The sequence below is a fragment of the Methylomonas lenta genome, assembly GCF_001644015.1.
Lineage (GTDB): Bacteria > Pseudomonadota > Gammaproteobacteria > Methylococcales > Methylomonadaceae > Methylomonas > Methylomonas lenta.
The window spans coordinates 16,582-32,669 of record NZ_LUUI01000092.1 but is presented as its reverse complement, the minus strand read 5'-3'; the positions used below and the strand labels follow the sequence as shown (position 1 = coordinate 32,669).

Below are 16,088 nucleotides of genomic sequence, written 5' to 3'. Positions count from 1 at the left end.
AAAATAGCTACTCGTGGTAGGAATTACACTCTCAATAAAGCCTTGGCCAGTTTTTCCGAAAGCTGATCCTCAGTAAATTGTGGCTCGTTGGGTGGATACAGTTCCACTTCGTCGATTTCATAACCGAATTCCTTGCCTAATAACAACATCTCCTTGATCTTGAGGCAGGCCTTTAGCTTTTCATTAAGCTCAGGGTCTATTTTAGCTTTTTCGGAAAAGTCTTTAATTACCTTGATTGACATGAGTTGCTCCGTGATAAATTTACAAATAGATGGAAAAAATCCAATTCTTTAATAGCAAAATCATGACCAATTTGGAGTTATATTATTTTTTCAGTGGCTTACAGTTAAGGTGCTAAGAAAGGATCTAGTTATTACCCGACAAATTTAAAGGATATGTCGTAATCCTTACAATTGTTTCGCCTCAGTTATAACCATTTGCCAACTCAAGTCCACGAAACACAGAACAACGTTTGAAAATCTCCAAATCTGGCTGTAACTGTTTTTGCTGGCAAAATTTGGCAACCAGTTTGGTCAGACCTTTGATGTCGCGGCCACTGGCACCAGGAAATAGGCTCGCCAAGTCGTCGATCAGAGATTCGGTCACCGGCAGCGAAAATTGTTCGGTCATCACTCGCCAGATTTTGCAGCGATCGGCATGATTGGGAGCCTGGTAACGAATCATGGCTATGCAACGGGAAATGATGGCGTCGTCGATGTCATCAACTCGGTTGGTGGTCATAAACAGCAGGCCGTTAAAATATTCCAGTACTCGCAAAAAAACGCCCACCACCGCATTCGCGGCCAGATTGTCAGCACGCTTTTTGATATAGACATCGGCTTCGTCGATCAGCATCACCGCCCCCCAGCGCTGCGCCCGAATCAGGGTTTCTTTCAGAATTTTTTCCATCTCGGCCACATTCAAGCCCAGTTGTCCGGAATGCACCCGATAAAGCGGCCGCTGAATGATTTCCGAATAAACTTCCGCCGTCAGCGTTTTACCTACACCGGCCGGTCCGGCGCATAACACTGTGGTACCGCCCGATTTACCCTCGATAATATCGTCGGTTAACATGTCCATTTCGGCAGTCAGAATATCAATCAAATCGGTCTGCTCCGGCGGCAAAATCAGCTTTTGCTTTAATTCCGGCTGATAGATATACGGCTGCATATCGTCCACATGTACCCAAACGTGATGATGTAATTCCAGATGAAAGGTCAAGATGTAGCCGTGCACCGGTAATTCGGTAAACAAACCCACAGGAATTTCACCTTTAAAGGCTGCTATTGCTGATTCGGTTTTGCTGTCGTAGCGCAGGCTTTTACCGGCTTTGCGTAGATATTTACCTAAAATATCGCCGGAAGCATTCAGACTCAACACTCGTTCGCTGAGGATGTTTTCATCGTTGACCAAGCGGCAGGCGCCGCCGCCCGAAGACAGTACCACGGTATTTTTACGGGTCCAGTCGCTAGATCTATGGCTGGCGGTAGGATCATCGGCATATTCTCCGGTGCCCCAGCCGGAAAACTGTTCGCCGTAGCGAGCCCGCCAATCGAAATAGCGGGTGGCGGCTTCGTCGTAATTGGCAATCAAATCCGGGGTTTCTTTTAAATAACCTTTAGCGATAAAAATCTCTGTAATGGTTTTATCCGCCAAATCCTTGCCGCGAATAATTACATTTTCCAGGCTGATTTTGCCTTTGCTATTGGCTTTTAGTTCGAGCAATATGCGGCCGGCTTCTTCTTCCCCCGGTGGCGTGTAATCCAGACGGGTAATCAGATAAGCCAGGGTTCTTCCGCTGGCTTCGACATGAAACAACCAGCCGCGGATGGCGTTTTCCAACAGGTAATGCGCAATAGCCGGCAGCAACATTTCCAGTTGTTCCGCATTGTAGCGATGACTATTGTCGGCCAGCGCGGATTGTAGGGCTTTTAATAATGCGGCTTGCTGTTGTAATGCTTCGCCCTCTTGTTGATAGAGCTCGGCTAAACTGGCCAGTTCGGCTTCGCTCAGCTGATCGTAAAACACTTGCGCCTTATTACCGAAGCGTAATTGCTCATTTAATGCGTGTAAACGGGGATGTGCTTCCAGAAAAGCTGGTAGGTGGCGTTTTTCAATATGCAGTTTCATAAGCACAGCGTCAGTTGAAAACAAAAATGCAAGCAAATTCAACGCCACTCGCAAAACTTAGGCCATGCTGGCATGCATTAGTATCTTCCTTGTAATAAACACGACAATAGGTTCGAAATCGGTAGAAACTCGACAGACCCGGCTATTAAAAACTGCAGGTGGTAGCTTGTTTGATAAGCTTCCAGTAGAAGGCACAATCATTGCTGCCTATAAAATTTTACTCTGAGCCAGCCAAAAGCAGATGCCTAAAGAACAATACGAATGCCGCTACTTTGTCAGCTATAGCGGCGTAAAATTACCCTTGAAATTACTCAATGAAATACAGGACAGCGACAGGGCTAATCGAAACAGCTTTTTCTGTGGCTTTTACGATGATCAACAGCGACTGATGCGCTGTGAAAAACGAGTCTATGGCGAAATTGAATTACTCCACATCTATAGCTATGATGACAACGGCGTATTGAGGCGGGCAGAAATTACCGACATGGATGGTGAGATCAATGAGCTGATATTTGACCAACAAGGCCAGTCAATTACCGCAGTGGATTAATCTTTGTGAAAGCCATCATCGATATTACGCCGGCAACAATTGATGATATGCCGGCACTTTGCGAGTTATTAGCCCTATTGTTTAAGCAGGAAGCCGAGTTTCAGCCAGATCGGACCGCGCAGCAGTGTGGCCTATTGGAGATTATTAATAATCAAGCTATGGGCAGCATTTTTGTCGCTCGTGCAGAAGCTGATGTGGTGGGCATGATTAGCCTGCTTTTTACGGTATCGACTGCATTAGGCGGACGGGTGGCCTTGTTGGAAGATATGGTAGTAAGCCCCGCTTTTCGTAACGCCGGCATAGGTTCCGAGTTACTCGGTTATGCCAAAGCCTTCGCCCAGGCGAATGACTGCAGACGCATTACCTTGTTAACCGACTCAGGTAACCGGGATGCTCAGCGGTTTTATCAAAATCAAGGTTTTGATTTTTCAAGTATGCTACCAATGCGGCTTATGTTTGACCGCTGAGAATATCCAGAGTCTTCGTTTAGCGCTTCAAGCAGATCTTCACGCTTAAATTGTTTCCCATTAATCACTTCTGCAACGGTCTAGGTCTTCGTCTATTGGAAAGCTTCAGGAAGCTATTTGCTTATGGCAGTACTTGCACTGATTTCCAGGCAGTAAGAATGGCATGGGGCTGAAAAGACATAAATCGTTATTGAGCCTTGTGTAATTGCTAAATGCCTACAATTGACTGAGTGTTGTGTAGAGAATTTTGTTGTATTTATGACAAGCTAAAAATTTAAAATCACTAAAAAACTAATATTATCAGTAAGATATAAGATAAATAATAATTGGTATAGTCTGTGCATAGTCACTTAGTAACAAACTAGTGAGGTGACTTTCATGGAACTGCCAGTATTAAACGAACAACCTGCAAGCAAAGGGGGCTGCTCTGCCAGCTCGTGCGGTACCACGGATGACCAATTAGGTCATTTATCTGATGACATACGTGCAAAAGTGGAAAACCATCCGTGCTATTCGGAAGATGCCCATCATTACTTTGCGCGTATGCATGTAGCGGTGGCGCCAGCTTGTAATATTCAGTGCCATTATTGTAATCGCAAATACGATTGCGCCAACGAATCGCGACCTGGTGTGGTATCGGAGCTGTTGATGCCGGATCAAGCGGTCAAGAAAACTATGGCAGTCGCTGCGAACATTCCGCAAATGACTGTTTTGGGTATTGCCGGTCCAGGCGATCCGTTAGCCAATCCTGAACGTACTTTTGAAACCTTCCGTCGCCTGAGCGAAGAAGCGCCTGATATCAAATTATGTGTATCAACCAATGGTTTAGCCTTGCCGGATGCGGTGGAAGAATTGTCTAAACACAACATTGATCACGTCACTATCACCATCAACTGTCTGGATCCTGAAGTGGGTGCCAAGATTTATCCTTGGATATTCTGGGAAAACAAACGTATTCATGGCATAGAAGGTGCCCGGATACTGATAGAACAACAGCAAAAAGGTTTAGAGATGCTGGTGGCCAAAGGCATTTTGGTCAAAGTTAACTCGGTGATGATACCCGGCGTCAATGACAAACATCTGGCCGAAGTTAGTAAAACCGTCAAAGCTAAAGGTGCGTTTTTGCATAACGTGATGCCACTGATTGCAGAAGCCGAACATGGCACTTTTTATGGTGTCATGGGGCAGCGTGGGCCGTCTCCTGAGGAGTTGATGGAATTACAGGATGCTTGTTCGGGCGATATGAATATGATGCGGCATTGCCGTCAATGTCGTGCCGATGCTGTGGGTATGTTGGGTGAAGACCGCGGTGATGAGTTTACCCTGGATAAAATCGAAGATATGGAAATCGATTATCAGGCTGCGATGGAAAAACGCAAAGTCATTCACGAAGCTATTGCCGAGGAAATGAATAGCAAACGCGCCGCAAAGGCCGAATCAGCAAATCTACATGCTCAGGCAGAGAAACTGACTACACGTCCAGTGCTGATGGCAGTTGCTACCAGCGGACAAGGCGTTATCAATATGCACTTTGGGCATGCCAAAGAGTTCCTGATATACGAAGCCTCACCGGAAGGTGTGCGTTTTATCAGTCATCGCAAAACCGATCTCTATTGTAGTGGTGACGATAGCTGCGGTGATGGTGAAAGCGTATTGCAAGTCACTATTCGTACTCTGGAAGGCTGCGAAGCGGTGTTGTGTTCAAAAATAGGTTTTGAGCCTTGGGATATGTTGGAACAGGCCGGAATTATGCCTAACGGTGAACATGCCATGGAGCCTATCGAAGAAGCTGTGATGGCTGTTTACAAGGAAATGGCTGCAGCAGGCAAGTTAGATGAGGCCAAGGCCGAACAGCGAGCCACGGCATAAATGTAGGCCGGAAACACTCGCCTGGCGATAGCCCAGGCGAGTGTTTCCGGCAAGTCGCTGGCTTTTGCCTGAAACGCCAGTATTCGCTAGCGCTCAAACCGGCTTACTTGTGCCCTTTGGGTATTCCGGCCTACCAGCAATCAACCATAACGAGAGCGATCATCATGGCCCTAAAAATTATCGATACCTGTGTCAATTGTTTTGCTTGCGAACCTTTATGTCCTAGTAAAGCGATTTATAAAGCCGAAGCATATTTTTTAATTAACCCGAAAAAATGCACTGAATGCGAGGGTGATTTTGAGGTACCGCAATGCGCGGCCATTTGCCCAATCGAAGGAGCGATTCTGGACTCGCTCGGCGTGCCTATCAATCCCCCCGGTTCATTGACAGGTATTCCACCTGAAAAAATGGCTGAGGCGATGGCTGAACTTCAAGCCCATTAATTACCATGGCTATCGTGCACTTCTATGAAAAACCCGGGTGTATTAATAATACCCGGCAGAAGCAGCTGTTAATCAAAGCCGGTCATCTGTTGATCGTGCATGATTTGCTGCAATATCCCTGGGCGGACAATCGCCAGCGCTTACGTGCATTTTTTGCGGATTTACCAGTGGCGAGTTGGTTTAATCGTAGTGCACCCGCCATAAAAAACGGCGAAATTGATCCTGAAATGGCTAGCGAATCACAGGCACTCGACTGGATGGTGGCTGATCCACTCTTGATTCGCCGGCCTCTGCTAGAGGCGGAAGGTGTGCGCCGGGTCGGGTTTGATACTGACAACATCGATGCCTGGCTAGGCTTGACTGAATCCAACACAAAACAGTCTGTCGATCTGGAAACGTGTCCCAAGCTGCAGCAAAAACAGGCCTGCAGGTCATGAATAGCGTGGTTCTGGAAAATGAAACAGGTATGCCACAAGCTGTTGCATTGTCCGAACGGGTGCATTGGATAGGCGCGCTGGATCCTAATTTACGAACTTTCGATATCATTCTTAAAACGGCTAACGGCACCAGTTACAACGCTTATATTGTGCGCGGTAGCGAGGGTGTGGCGATCATTGATACGGTCAAGGAAGGCTTTGCCGATGACTTTTTCGCCAGGTTGGAGAGCGTGGCGAAATATGCAGAAATTAAAGTGATTGTGCTCAATCATCTTGAACCGGACCATACCGGCGCCTTGCCGGAGTTAATGCGCCGGGCGCCGCAAGCGCAGTTATTCATCTCGCAAAAAGCCCAATCCATGCTCAAAGGCCTGTTAAAACAGGATCAGCTTAGTTATACCCCGGTGATTACCGGCGATGCGGTTTCCTTGGGCGATCGTTGTTTGCAGTTTTTACACACACCGTATTTGCACTGGCCGGATACTCAATGCACTTATGTGCCGGAAGAAGCCATGTTGTTTTCCGGTGACGTGTTTGGTTGTCATTTTTGCGATAACCGTTTGTGGAACGATCAGGTGGGCGACTTTCGCTTTTCCTTCGAATATTACTACGCTCACATCATGCGGCCTTTCAAGGAGTATGTGCTGCGAGCGCTTGAGTTGATCGAACCCTTACCGCTGAAACTGATTGCCCCTACTCACGGCCCGATATTGCGTGATCGACCTACACGTTATATCCAGCGCTATCGACAATTATCCAGTCCGGCTTTGCATAGCGAAATCAGTGCGCAGCAAAAAACCTTGTTAATTTTTTACATCAGCTCTTACGGCAATACCAAACGCATGGCCGAAGCCATCTATCAGGGCGCCATGCAGGTCGATGACGTACGTGTATCACTCTACGACCTGGAAGGCGGTGAAGTGGCGCCGTTTGTGGATTTGATCGAGGAAGCCGATGGCCTTGTTCTGGGTACGCCAACCATTAACGGCGATGCGGTGAAGCCCATTTGGGATTTACTGTCTTCTCTGACGGTGGTCAGTCTGAAAAGCAAGTTGGGGGGCGTGTTCGGTTCTTATGGCTGGACAGGTGAAGGCGTCCGGCTGGTGGAGGATAGATTACGCGGCTTGAAGCTGCGAGTGCCGATTCCTGGGCTGCGAGTGAAATTAATCCCTACTGACGACGAAATTATCGAATGCCAGGCCTTTGGTTTGGAGCTGGCGCAAGAGTTGATGGGTATACGGGAGGCGAGGGTGATTAATTTTGCCGATTTGGCGTAAGGAGATTTTGTATCCCTGACCAGACTGATGAGGTGTTTTTCAGGCGGGTTTCCTGCTGCCGGATAAACATTTTCCAGGTCGTCAGACAAAAAACAGCAAACCCTTCCAGTTCAAGGAAGATGCGGAAAAAACCATAGCCCAAAAGGCAATGGCTCTAAACTGAAAATACGTCGGATTAGGCGGTTTTCGTTTGTATTTCAACCACAAAGGAGCAACACAATGGCCAAAGCGACCATTACTTTTGAAGATATCAATGTCACCGTCACCGTGCCGGCGGGAACCCGGATAATCGAAGTATCCGAAAAAGTCGGCTCTGCGATTACCTACGGTTGCCGTGAAGGTGACTGTGGAACCTGTTTGATGAAACTCACCGAAGGCTGGAACAACCTCAGCGAACCTTCAGTACTGGAGGACAAAATTCTGCGGGAAAACATGGCAGGCAAACACAATCGGCTGGCCTGTCAGGCCCAGGTACTAGGCGGTACTATTTCCGTCAAACCCGTTTAAACAAAGAGGTATTTTTTATGGCATTAGTTACATTCACCAGTCCGGAATATCGTGATAAAACCGTATATGCCGTTGCTGGAAGTCATACGCAATCGGTTTTGAAGCTGGCGCTGGAAAATAAAATCCCTATCAACTTTGAATGCGAAGATGGTGATTGCGGTACTTGTTTGGTCAAGGTATCCAGTATCGATAAAAAACATCAACGCATGGGGGGGCCGCTGACCGAGAAGGAGAAAAGCATTTTGAAACAACTCGGTAAAGTCACCAAAGAAGAACTGGAAAAAATGATCGTCGATGACCTGCCGTCGGAATGGCGGCTGGCTTGTCAGATGATAGTGCGCGATGAAGATCTTCGCGTCGAGTATTAACGGGTACTAACTATGTTTCACTGGCCTTGCAGCATATCCATGCGTAACCGGTGCAACATGGTTGGCGAGTGAGGATGTCACCATGCAAGCTCAAGCTATGACTTTCGCATTACCTACACGGCAACAATTTTATGAACATTTGTTGGCCGGTAGTGATAGCTCGGCCAATGCTATCTGGCTGGCGCAGATTATTGCCAGCTGGCAGGCAGGCGAGGGTGTATTGCCGGACAAATTGGGTTTAACCGATCTGCAATTCGATCAACTCCGGCAACGCTTTCTTGGCCTAGATGCAGATACTCATTCGGCTAACAGCCTGGATTTCAATCGCATGCTGGAAAAGCAGGATTTGGAACAGCTATTGCGAAAATATGCTGCAATTAGCAATGAAGAAACTGAATGGCTGATTAGCATTATCGTGGCCGCCTGTCTGGGCAGCGATCATCTCTGGCAAGACCTGGGACTCTGGAGTCGTAAAGATTTGTCCGCCATGCTAAAGCACAATTTCCCGGAAATGGCAGCACGTAACAGTAAGGACATGAAGTGGAAAAAGTTTTTGTATAAGCAATTGTGCGAAGCAGAGGGACTTTACTTATGCCGTGCGCCATCTTGCGAGGTTTGTAAAGATTACCCCGTTTGTTTTGGCCCAGAGGATTAAGAAAAAATTACCGTCAAAACAGTTTATGTTGATACTAATGCACCTGGGGTGCTGACGTATAACAGTTTGGGTAGAGCAATTGCAGTTAAATGCCGCAGCTTAAGCAACGCAATCAGTCAATACCAGAACCGGTAATTTAGCCGATAGTTCTTATCTCAGTTGCGCTCATTTCCATCTGACACCTGATGCAGTGAGTTAGCAATAACTGAGTTCACCGGCCTGTGCCCAAATTCGCTATTATGAAATCATCGAGTTTTCTTGCTTGGCAATAGCCTAAGCATTATATGGGCTAGCAATCCAGTCTCTTAACACCGCTTCGTCGCGTTTTGGCAAGTAGGCAAAATCATTGGAGATATCGCGGTAAACTGCTTCAGCACTATAGGTCGACACCTGTCTACCCTTAATCATATAGAAGAACCAGGCAAACGGGTAACCGGCTTGTCGATCAAAACGGTTTAGGACATTACTGAGTGCACTACCTTTTTTGCCAGTGAAATCTTCCAGCTGCGGTAGGTTGGTTTTTTGAGTATTGATAATTTCGACATTGATATTTGTTTCTCCGAAACGGCCCGTGTTTTGGAACGGGCGAATAATCCAGTCGTCGGACATGCAATGTTTTTGACCAGCACTGCTGCGGTTCCAGTCATCCATGAAACGTTGCACCGGATGTTCGCCTGGGGAACGTTCGTTGATGACTTCCATAAACATTTTGACATCGGTCTTACGTCGGTAGGTATATCGAGAGTGTCCAAAACAAAAGCTTTCGATGCAAAAGGGCTGCAAGGGATCGATGAATTCTTCCAAGTCTTCCGGTGGTATCAGTTGATTGACTAGCATGCGGTCGGATACTTCGTGAGTTTTGTCAATTTCTATCAAACTAAACTCTTCAGCTAGATCGCCGGTTTGCACGACAAAATACAAGGTTTTGCCGGTCTGTTTGGTGGCGATGAGTTGTTGTTCGATGCTGTAATCGATTAAGGTTTGCAGGTTTTGTCCGCATTCCAGATAGGTGCGTTCAGCCCATTCGATCAAATCATTGGCAATGCGATTGTTATTCATATCCACAACGCCACCCAATCGATACCATTCATCACCCGTTAATGCCAGCTTAATTGTATGATCCGGGATTAGGCTCTGTAGCTGGCTCAATAATAGGTCTTCATTCTGGCCAGGAATAATTTTTTTGCAACAATCAGTGATGTCTTGTCCGGCAAGCATTAAACGAGATTCAGTCATGATCTGAGTCCAAAGCGTTATTAGAATGTAGACGTTTTTGCACAACGTCACGCACGTCGGGTTCGGGGTCGTCGATTAAAGCGGTTAAATTTTTCGGGTCGACTTTCAAAGCTGCGGTATAGCGAACTACCCAGTCGCTGTCGCTGAGTAGAGCCACAGCATCCTCATCAGACAAGCGTTCGGCAACGATACGGCGTACTTCAGCTGCTGGGTCGCTTACCATTAAGCCAAGACTAACTTCTGGTAGGCGCTCTGCAACTATTTTACGCACCTGGATATCCTCATCTTTGATAAAGCGAAATAATCGTCCGGGCGCTAGCCGTTTGACTACCATCAGGCGGACGATGTAATCGTCATCGTTGGCTAATAATTCAAGATGCTCCAGATCGATGCGATCAGCCACGGTCATGCGTACCTCTCGATCCGAATCTTTAATTAAATGTTGTAATTGAGCGCTAGGCAAGCGGAATGCTACGGCCCTGCGTACCACTTCGTCTTCATCAGTAACCAAGGCTTGAATGGCTTTTTGCGGGGCATAGCGAACTGCAATGGCGCGCCGCTCCCAGAACTTGTCCTGTAAATACAGCACGGCATATGCGGGGTTTACCCGAAAGAAGCGATCGATCTGGCGGCCGCTATCAACTAATACGCAAGTATCGCCAGGCATGCAGCGTCCCATCAGCAGGGTTTTGTTGCGGAAAGGACACAGGCTGCAATCGGCCATAGGCAGAGATACGGGAGAGTCGTTGGGCTCGGCCATGCTAACCCCTAATCTTCAATAATTTCGGCAATCACAATGCCTGTGGCATGTTCGTAGTTGTTGGTCAGACATAGGCAATGTTCGCGCCCGTCGACCAGGTAAAGATTAAAACCTTCGCCTTCTAACACGGGTTCTTGATTGGGAATATCGTCTTCCATGCAGTAGGTGAAGTGGACGCCAGGATATTCAGTTCTCAAGATTGACACCAGGGTTTCTGTCAACGGCTGAGTGCGGATGGTCGAGGCTACGCGTTGCATTTGTTCAGAGCTGATCATAGTAATGCCACCTTTTTAAGACCCTAGGGCGTATTAGCATTGTGCAATACTTTGCCTTTACGGTTTGTTTAATTGGCGCAATACGCTTTCGCAATTGCGCCCTACAGAGTTCAAGCCACTAAAGGCAAGATGCAGTTATCTATCGGACAAACCTTCACGCATTGCGGCTCATCATAATCACCGTTACATTCGGTGCAGGTTTTCTTGCTGATTTCGAAAACTACTGCACCTTCCTTGATAGAGTCGGTCGGGCAGACTGGTTTACAATCTCCGCAGGAAATACATTCTTCAGCAACAATAGTTAGAGCCATGGCGGCCTCCTTTTATAAACGTTTTGCTTGTAAAGTCGTAGGGATTCTGGGTGCGGGCTCCATAGGTTCGAAGTAATACTTAGAACCGTCACCTAATACCACTTCACCACCCCATTTTTCCGGGCTGTCGAATTCCAACGATTCGATGGTTTCTTCAAGATCTTTTTTGGCTACATAAAACACCAATTTGCCATCTTCGCGTTTTCTAAGCATGACGCTGGGCATAAGGTTCTCCAGACAAATGTAGGTCGGGTTACGACTGCATGGATGCAGGAGGATAGGTAACGCAGGAGCAGTTACCTATCCGTTAGGCGTAGGGTGGGCAATCTGCCCACCTTTTAAAGCTGATGGTGGGCACGGAACAGCCGTGCCCACCCTACGCTAACTTACTTTAACGAATCAAATCGTAGTTGTAGTCAGTGGTTCCCATGCCTTTGGTTTCCTTATCCAACTGTTCCAGCACAGCATTCACCAAGGTAGTCAGCATGTACATCGCACCTTCGTAACCCAAAGTGGTCATGCGGTGCAGATGGTGACGGTCGAAGATTGGGAAACCGATACGGATCAATGGCACTTCGTCCGCTTCACCTTTGTAGAAGGTATCGCGTTGGATGAATTTACCGTATGAGTTACCGATCATGAAGTCCGGTTTGTTGGTAAACATCAGAGAACGAAAATGCCATAAGTCTTTACCGATATGCACAGTGGCATTTTTACCGTAAGGAGATTCTGCCAATACTTCTTCACAGGCTTTTTTGAAGCGTTTGTTGGCGTGATTGACTAATACGTCAGTGACTTCGGCACCCATTTCCAACAGGAATTTGGTCATACCCAAGGCAAAGTCGGCATCGCCGTATAAGGCAAACTTTTTGCCGTGCAACCAGGCATGTGAGTCTGTCATCATATCGACTAAACGTCCGCGCTCTTTTTCCAGTGAAGCTGGGATAGGTTTGCCGGTCAACTCAGCGACTTTCATCAACAATTGGTCGGTCCATTCCAAGCCCATCGGAATGTTCAGCTTGGGTGCATCGTGTTTCCAGGTGTTTTGCACGAATTTTTTGGTTTTTTCCAACTGCCAAGGTTGCAACAAAATGGTGTCGATCGCGTTAGGCGCATCTTTCACTTCATCCATAGTGGTGCCACCCGCGTACATGCGGAATTCACCATCTGCAGGCGTGTCCAGTACTTCGGTTGGATCGCTCATCAGGGTGTAATCAACGCCCATTTCCTTCATCATGCGATGGATGACCCGGAAGTTGCCTAAATAGGTTTCAAAGCCGGGCACAAAGTTGATTTTGCCATTGGAGCCCACTTCTTTGCCTTCCATAAAGTTCAGCGTGAAGTAGCGCGCAATCCCTTCAAACATATTGTCCCAACCGGTGGTGTGACTACCCACAAAGCTTGGCGTATGCGCAAACGGGGTTGGAAATTCTTGCTCGATATAACCTTCTTTTTTAGCGTTGTTAATAAACGCGTTTAAGTCATCACCAATTACCTCAGCCATACAGGTTGTAGACACGGCAATCATGGTAGGTTTGTAGAGGGCTTTGGCATTTTCCAGGCCGGAGAACATATTTTTCTGGCCGCCGAATACCGCCGCATCTTCAGTCATAGAATCAGATACGCAAGAAATAGGCTCTTTAAAATGACGGTTGAAATAGGTGCGGAAGTAGGCCACACAACCTTGTGAACCGTGTACATAAGGCATGGTTTTTTCAAAGCCCAACGCACACAGTACAGCACCTAAAGGTTGGCAGGCTTTAGCAGGGTTTACCGTCAAGGCTTGACGATTAAAGTTCAGCTCTTTGTATTCTTGTGTGGTCGTCCATTGGAAAACCTCATCAATTTGCTCTTGCGGATGACGCTCTTCATAGGCTTCGCGTTTGTTTGCCAGGTTTTCCTTGTATTCGTCGGTACGGAATAAAGGATAACTGGGTTGAATGTTGTCGACTTCTTGGCTCATGATAATCTCCTAACGCGCCACTAATCTGTGGACTAACGTAACAGGCTAAAGACGAAAGGTTCAAGACGAAAAGATGAACGAGAATACTCATCGGCAAATATTTTTGCCTTTCATCTTTCGCCTTGGGCCTTGATTTTTTATGCAACAGCCTTGACCGGCTCGCTAGCAGCTTCGGTTTTCCAAGGCGCTTTAAAGCTTTTCCAGCAAGGATTGTTGATAGTCATATCCATATCGCGGGCGAAGATGGCGAAGCCGTCATAACCGTGATAAGGGCCGGAATAATCCCAGCTATGCATTTGACGGAAAGGCACGCCCATTTTTTGGAAAATGTATTTTTCCTTGATACCGGAACCTACCAAGTCAGGCTGAACTTTTTTGACGAATTCTTCGAATTCGTAGCCGGTGACGTCATCATATAAAAGGGTCGCGTTGCCCATTTCTTTGATGGTACGGTCGTAATCGTCGTTGTGACCAAATTCATAACCAGTACCGACCACTTCCATACCTAAATCTTCGTAGGCACCGATAACATGACGTGGACGCAAGCCGCCGATGTAAAGCATCACACGTTTGCCTTCCAGGCGAGGTTTATATTTTTCAATAACTGCATCGTATTCAGCTTTGTAACGTGCGATAACGCGTTCAGCACCTTCTTTGATGGTGTCATCGAAATGCTCGGCAATTCTGCGCAAGGATTCGGCGATTTTAGTCGGGCCAAAGAAGTTGTATTCGATCCAGGGGATGGAATATTTTTCTTCCATGTGGCGGGCGATGTAGTTCATTGAACGATAGCAGTGAATCAGGTTCAATTTAACTTTCGGAGTTTTTTCGATCTCGGCAATGGTACCGTCGCCGGACCATTGCGCAACAACCCGCAAACCCATTTCTTCCAACAGGGTTCTAGAGGCCCAAGCATCACCACCGATGTTGTAGTCGCCAATTACCGCAACGTCATACGGTGTGGTTGGAAAGCTATCGTCGCCATCGCGTTTTTCCAATACCCAGTCACGAATCGCATCGTTGGCGATATGGTGACCCAAGGATTGCGATACGCCGCGGAAACCTTCGCAACGTACAGGTACGATGGTTTTGCCGTGTTCTTTATTTTTGACTTTGGCAACCGCTTCAATATCGTCGCCGATCAGACCGATTGGGCACTCGGATTGAATCGAGATGCCTTTGTTCAATGGGAACAATACTTCGATTTCGTCTATCAGGTTAGCGAGCTTTTTATCGCCGCCAAATACGATATCTTTTTCGGTAAAGTCGGAGGTAAAGTTCATGGTTCCAAAGGTATTGACACCTGTGGTACCCACATAATAGTTACGGCGACCAGCACGGGAATATTGACCGCAACCTACAGGTCCGTGAGAAATGTGGATCATGTCCTTGATTGGACCCCAAACCACCCCTTTTGATCCGGCATAGGCACAACCACGAATGGTCATCACGCCGGGTAGGGATTTACGGTTTGAAGTAATGCATTTATTTGCCTTCTCCAGGCTTTGATCGTTAACCGCTAAATGTTTTTCGCGGTCTTTTTTGGCTTTTTCGGGATAGACTTCCAACACTTCTTGAATAAGTGCTTCAGTCTCTTCTCTTGTCATGGCTGCCATGATGTCATCCTCCTGTGGTCGTGGGTAATCCCCCAACTGACCTCGATTAGGAACTATAAGGCAGGTTGGATTGAGCTTGCTCAGCCCAACCTGCATGCTTGAGTATTACGCGCCAGCTTCAGCTGATGCGGTTTGACCAACGATGCTTTCGTCCACTTCTTCCATGATGCCGAATTCCATCAACATGTCTTCCAATTCATCCATAGTGATGGGTGTTGGAATGACCAATTGTTTATTGTTGAGGATTTTAGTGGCCAGATCACGATACTCCTGAGCTTGTTTAGCTTGTGGCTCATATTCGATCACTGTCATACGACGGATTTCAGCACGTTGTACCACGTTGTCACGGGGTACAAAATGAATCATGTGTGAGCCCAATTTAGCAGCCAATTCCATGATCAGTTCGTCTTCACGAGCAGTTTGACGTGAATTGCAGATCAAACCGGCCAAACGAACGCCGCCTGAGTTAGCATATTTCACGATACCTTTAGCGATGTTGTTGGCTGCATACATAGCCATCATTTCGCCTGAGCAAACGATATAAATTTCTTGGGCTTTGTTTTCACGAATAGGCATCGCGAAACCACCGCAAACAACGTCACCCAGTACATCGTAGAATACGAAATCTAAGTCTTCGTCGTAAGCGCCTTCTTCTTCCAAAAAGTTGATGGCGGTGATAACACCACGACCCGCACAGCCTACACCTGGCTCCGGACCACCGGATTCAACGCATTTGATGTCGCGATAGCCGACTTTCAATACATCTTCCAGTTCCAAATCTTCAACGCTACCGGCGTCAGCTGCCATTTGCATAATGGAGTTTTGCGCTTTTGCATGCAGAATTAAGCGAGTAGAATCCGCTTTAGGGTCGCAGCCTACTATCATGACTTTCTTGCCAAGCTCAGCTAAGCCAGCAACCAAATTTTGAGTAGTAGTGGACTTACCAATACCACCTTTACCGTAAATAGCACATTGACGTAATTTCGCCATGATCTTCTCCTCTTGTGGATCAACAGTTAATGACAACCTAGTTATAGCAAAGCCCATGCCAAGGTTGTAAGCGGTTTCAACATATTGAAATTAAAAGAAAAAATATAAATTGTTGGGGATTTGTTGGTTGTATACCCAACAAATTGTCTGCCGATGTTGATTAGACAACATGAAAAATAAGGTTTTTTATGCGCTCTAGGTGTAGCTGCAGATTCTAATTCAGGCTGGTCATAT

19 protein-coding genes are annotated in these 16,088 nt (G+C 46.9%); 9 read left to right on the top strand and 10 right to left on the bottom strand.

Annotated elements, in window-relative coordinates; translation table 11 throughout:
• Positions 1-23 precede the first annotated feature (23 nt).
• Both A1359_RS07875 and A1359_RS07870 read right to left on the bottom strand, forming a co-directional pair.
• Complete coding sequence (locus A1359_RS07875; protein ID WP_066980601.1) at positions 24-242, bottom strand: Nif11-like leader peptide family natural product precursor; 219 nt, start codon at positions 240-242, stop codon at positions 24-26.
• Between the two features lie 181 nt (positions 243-423).
• Positions 424-2,130 (bottom strand): AAA family ATPase, encoded by a 1,707-nt coding sequence (locus A1359_RS07870; protein WP_066980800.1) that lies wholly within the window; start codon positions 2,128-2,130, stop codon positions 424-426.
• Positions 2,131-2,371: 241 nt separating this feature from the next.
• Between A1359_RS07870 and A1359_RS07865 the strand changes: the two genes are divergently transcribed.
• The 9 genes from A1359_RS07865 (at position 2,372) to A1359_RS07825 (ending at position 8,703) form a co-directional block, all read left to right on the top strand.
• Positions 2,372-2,680, top strand: a complete 309-nt coding sequence (locus tag A1359_RS07865) for a DUF6156 family protein (RefSeq protein WP_066980598.1) — start codon at positions 2,372-2,374, stop codon at positions 2,678-2,680.
• A 5-nt stretch (positions 2,681-2,685) separates the two neighbouring features.
• The gene (locus tag A1359_RS07860; protein ID WP_232322157.1) at positions 2,686-3,147 is read left to right on the top strand and encodes a GNAT family N-acetyltransferase; all 462 of its coding nucleotides are present in this window, start codon (positions 2,686-2,688) and stop codon (positions 3,145-3,147) included.
• A gap of 378 nt (positions 3,148-3,525) precedes the next feature.
• Entirely contained in the window at positions 3,526-5,016 is a 1,491-nt protein-coding gene (nifB, locus tag A1359_RS07855; protein WP_066980595.1) for a nitrogenase cofactor biosynthesis protein NifB, read from the top strand.
• 164 nt (positions 5,017-5,180) lie between these two features.
• Complete coding sequence (locus tag A1359_RS07850) at positions 5,181-5,459, top strand: 4Fe-4S dicluster domain-containing protein (RefSeq protein WP_066980592.1); 279 nt, start codon at positions 5,181-5,183, stop codon at positions 5,457-5,459.
• A 5-nt stretch (positions 5,460-5,464) separates the two neighbouring features.
• Positions 5,465-5,896: an ArsC/Spx/MgsR family protein gene (locus A1359_RS07845; RefSeq protein ID WP_066980589.1), complete on the top strand. Its 432-nt coding sequence runs from the start codon at positions 5,465-5,467 to the stop codon at positions 5,894-5,896.
• Positions 5,893-7,173, top strand: a complete 1,281-nt coding sequence (locus A1359_RS07840; RefSeq protein ID WP_066980586.1) for an FprA family A-type flavoprotein — start codon at positions 5,893-5,895, stop codon at positions 7,171-7,173. Before A1359_RS07845 ends, A1359_RS07840 begins: the two co-directional genes overlap by 4 nt.
• 219 nt (positions 7,174-7,392) lie before the next feature.
• Positions 7,393-7,680 (top strand): 2Fe-2S iron-sulfur cluster-binding protein, encoded by a 288-nt coding sequence (locus A1359_RS07835; RefSeq protein ID WP_066980582.1) that lies wholly within the window; start codon positions 7,393-7,395, stop codon positions 7,678-7,680.
• 17 nt (positions 7,681-7,697) lie between these two features.
• Positions 7,698-8,048, top strand: coding sequence for a 2Fe-2S iron-sulfur cluster-binding protein (locus tag A1359_RS07830; RefSeq protein WP_066980579.1), 351 nt, complete (start codon positions 7,698-7,700; stop codon positions 8,046-8,048).
• Between the two features lie 82 nt (positions 8,049-8,130).
• On the top strand, positions 8,131-8,703 hold the full coding sequence (locus A1359_RS07825; RefSeq protein WP_083960554.1) for a nitrogen fixation protein NifQ: 573 nt from the start codon (positions 8,131-8,133) through the stop codon (positions 8,701-8,703).
• 273 nt (positions 8,704-8,976) lie between these two features.
• On the opposite strand, the gene A1359_RS07820 is transcribed toward A1359_RS07825, so the two are convergent.
• From A1359_RS07820 to nifH, 8 genes are all read right to left on the bottom strand, one after another.
• Complete coding sequence (locus A1359_RS07820) at positions 8,977-9,939, bottom strand: hypothetical protein (protein WP_066980576.1); 963 nt, start codon at positions 9,937-9,939, stop codon at positions 8,977-8,979.
• The gene (locus A1359_RS07815; protein WP_066980573.1) at positions 9,932-10,699 is read right to left on the bottom strand and encodes a 4Fe4S-binding leucine-rich repeat protein; all 768 of its coding nucleotides are present in this window, start codon (positions 10,697-10,699) and stop codon (positions 9,932-9,934) included. Before A1359_RS07815 ends, A1359_RS07820 begins: the two co-directional genes overlap by 8 nt.
• Before the next feature lie 8 nt (positions 10,700-10,707).
• Positions 10,708-10,974: a DUF6129 family protein gene (locus A1359_RS07810; RefSeq protein ID WP_066980570.1), complete on the bottom strand. Its 267-nt coding sequence runs from the start codon at positions 10,972-10,974 to the stop codon at positions 10,708-10,710.
• A 110-nt stretch (positions 10,975-11,084) separates the two neighbouring features.
• The gene (locus tag A1359_RS07805) at positions 11,085-11,285 is read right to left on the bottom strand and encodes a 4Fe-4S binding protein (RefSeq protein WP_066980567.1); all 201 of its coding nucleotides are present in this window, start codon (positions 11,283-11,285) and stop codon (positions 11,085-11,087) included.
• A 12-nt stretch (positions 11,286-11,297) separates the two neighbouring features.
• On the bottom strand, positions 11,298-11,510 hold the full coding sequence (gene nifT / locus A1359_RS07800) for a putative nitrogen fixation protein NifT (RefSeq protein ID WP_066980564.1): 213 nt from the start codon (positions 11,508-11,510) through the stop codon (positions 11,298-11,300).
• Between the two features lie 166 nt (positions 11,511-11,676).
• Positions 11,677-13,248 (bottom strand): nitrogenase molybdenum-iron protein subunit beta, encoded by a 1,572-nt coding sequence (nifK, locus tag A1359_RS07795; RefSeq protein WP_066980561.1) that lies wholly within the window; start codon positions 13,246-13,248, stop codon positions 11,677-11,679.
• A gap of 137 nt (positions 13,249-13,385) precedes the next feature.
• A complete protein-coding gene (gene nifD, locus A1359_RS07790; RefSeq protein WP_066980558.1) occupies positions 13,386-14,864 on the bottom strand; it encodes a nitrogenase molybdenum-iron protein alpha chain in 1,479 nt (492 codons plus the stop codon).
• Positions 14,865-14,969: 105 nt separating this feature from the next.
• Positions 14,970-15,854 carry a nitrogenase iron protein gene (gene nifH, locus A1359_RS07785; RefSeq protein ID WP_066980555.1) on the bottom strand — a complete coding sequence of 295 codons (885 nt, stop codon included), beginning with the start codon at positions 15,852-15,854 and terminating at the stop codon, positions 14,970-14,972.
• Between the last annotated feature and the right edge of the window lie 234 nt (positions 15,855-16,088).

Coding starts and splice junctions, on each gene's coding strand:
- A1359_RS07870 (WP_066980800.1), bottom strand. CDS start 2,130: ATGAAACTGCATATTGAAAAACGCCACCTACCAGCTTTTCTGGAAGCA.
- A1359_RS07820 (WP_066980576.1), bottom strand. CDS start 9,939: ATGACTGAATCTCGTTTAATGCTTGCCGGACAAGACATCACTGATTGT.
- nifT (WP_066980564.1), bottom strand. CDS start 11,510: ATGCCCAGCGTCATGCTTAGAAAACGCGAAGATGGCAAATTGGTGTTT.
- A1359_RS07830 (WP_066980579.1), top strand. CDS start 7,698: ATGGCATTAGTTACATTCACCAGTCCGGAATATCGTGATAAAACCGTA.
- A1359_RS07835 (WP_066980582.1), top strand. CDS start 7,393: ATGGCCAAAGCGACCATTACTTTTGAAGATATCAATGTCACCGTCACC.
- A1359_RS07845 (WP_066980589.1), top strand. CDS start 5,465: ATGGCTATCGTGCACTTCTATGAAAAACCCGGGTGTATTAATAATACC.
- A1359_RS07865 (WP_066980598.1), top strand. CDS start 2,372: ATGCCTAAAGAACAATACGAATGCCGCTACTTTGTCAGCTATAGCGGC.
- A1359_RS07815 (WP_066980573.1), bottom strand. CDS start 10,699: ATGGCCGAGCCCAACGACTCTCCCGTATCTCTGCCTATGGCCGATTGC.
- A1359_RS07875 (WP_066980601.1), bottom strand. CDS start 242: ATGTCAATCAAGGTAATTAAAGACTTTTCCGAAAAAGCTAAAATAGAC.
- A1359_RS07810 (WP_066980570.1), bottom strand. CDS start 10,974: ATGATCAGCTCTGAACAAATGCAACGCGTAGCCTCGACCATCCGCACT.
- nifD (WP_066980558.1), bottom strand. CDS start 14,864: ATGGCAGCCATGACAAGAGAAGAGACTGAAGCACTTATTCAAGAAGTG.
- A1359_RS07825 (WP_083960554.1), top strand. CDS start 8,131: ATGCAAGCTCAAGCTATGACTTTCGCATTACCTACACGGCAACAATTT.
- A1359_RS07805 (WP_066980567.1), bottom strand. CDS start 11,285: ATGGCTCTAACTATTGTTGCTGAAGAATGTATTTCCTGCGGAGATTGT.
- nifK (WP_066980561.1), bottom strand. CDS start 13,248: ATGAGCCAAGAAGTCGACAACATTCAACCCAGTTATCCTTTATTCCGT.
- A1359_RS07850 (WP_066980592.1), top strand. CDS start 5,181: ATGGCCCTAAAAATTATCGATACCTGTGTCAATTGTTTTGCTTGCGAA.
- nifH (WP_066980555.1), bottom strand. CDS start 15,854: ATGGCGAAATTACGTCAATGTGCTATTTACGGTAAAGGTGGTATTGGT.
- A1359_RS07840 (WP_066980586.1), top strand. CDS start 5,893: ATGAATAGCGTGGTTCTGGAAAATGAAACAGGTATGCCACAAGCTGTT.
- nifB (WP_066980595.1), top strand. CDS start 3,526: ATGGAACTGCCAGTATTAAACGAACAACCTGCAAGCAAAGGGGGCTGC.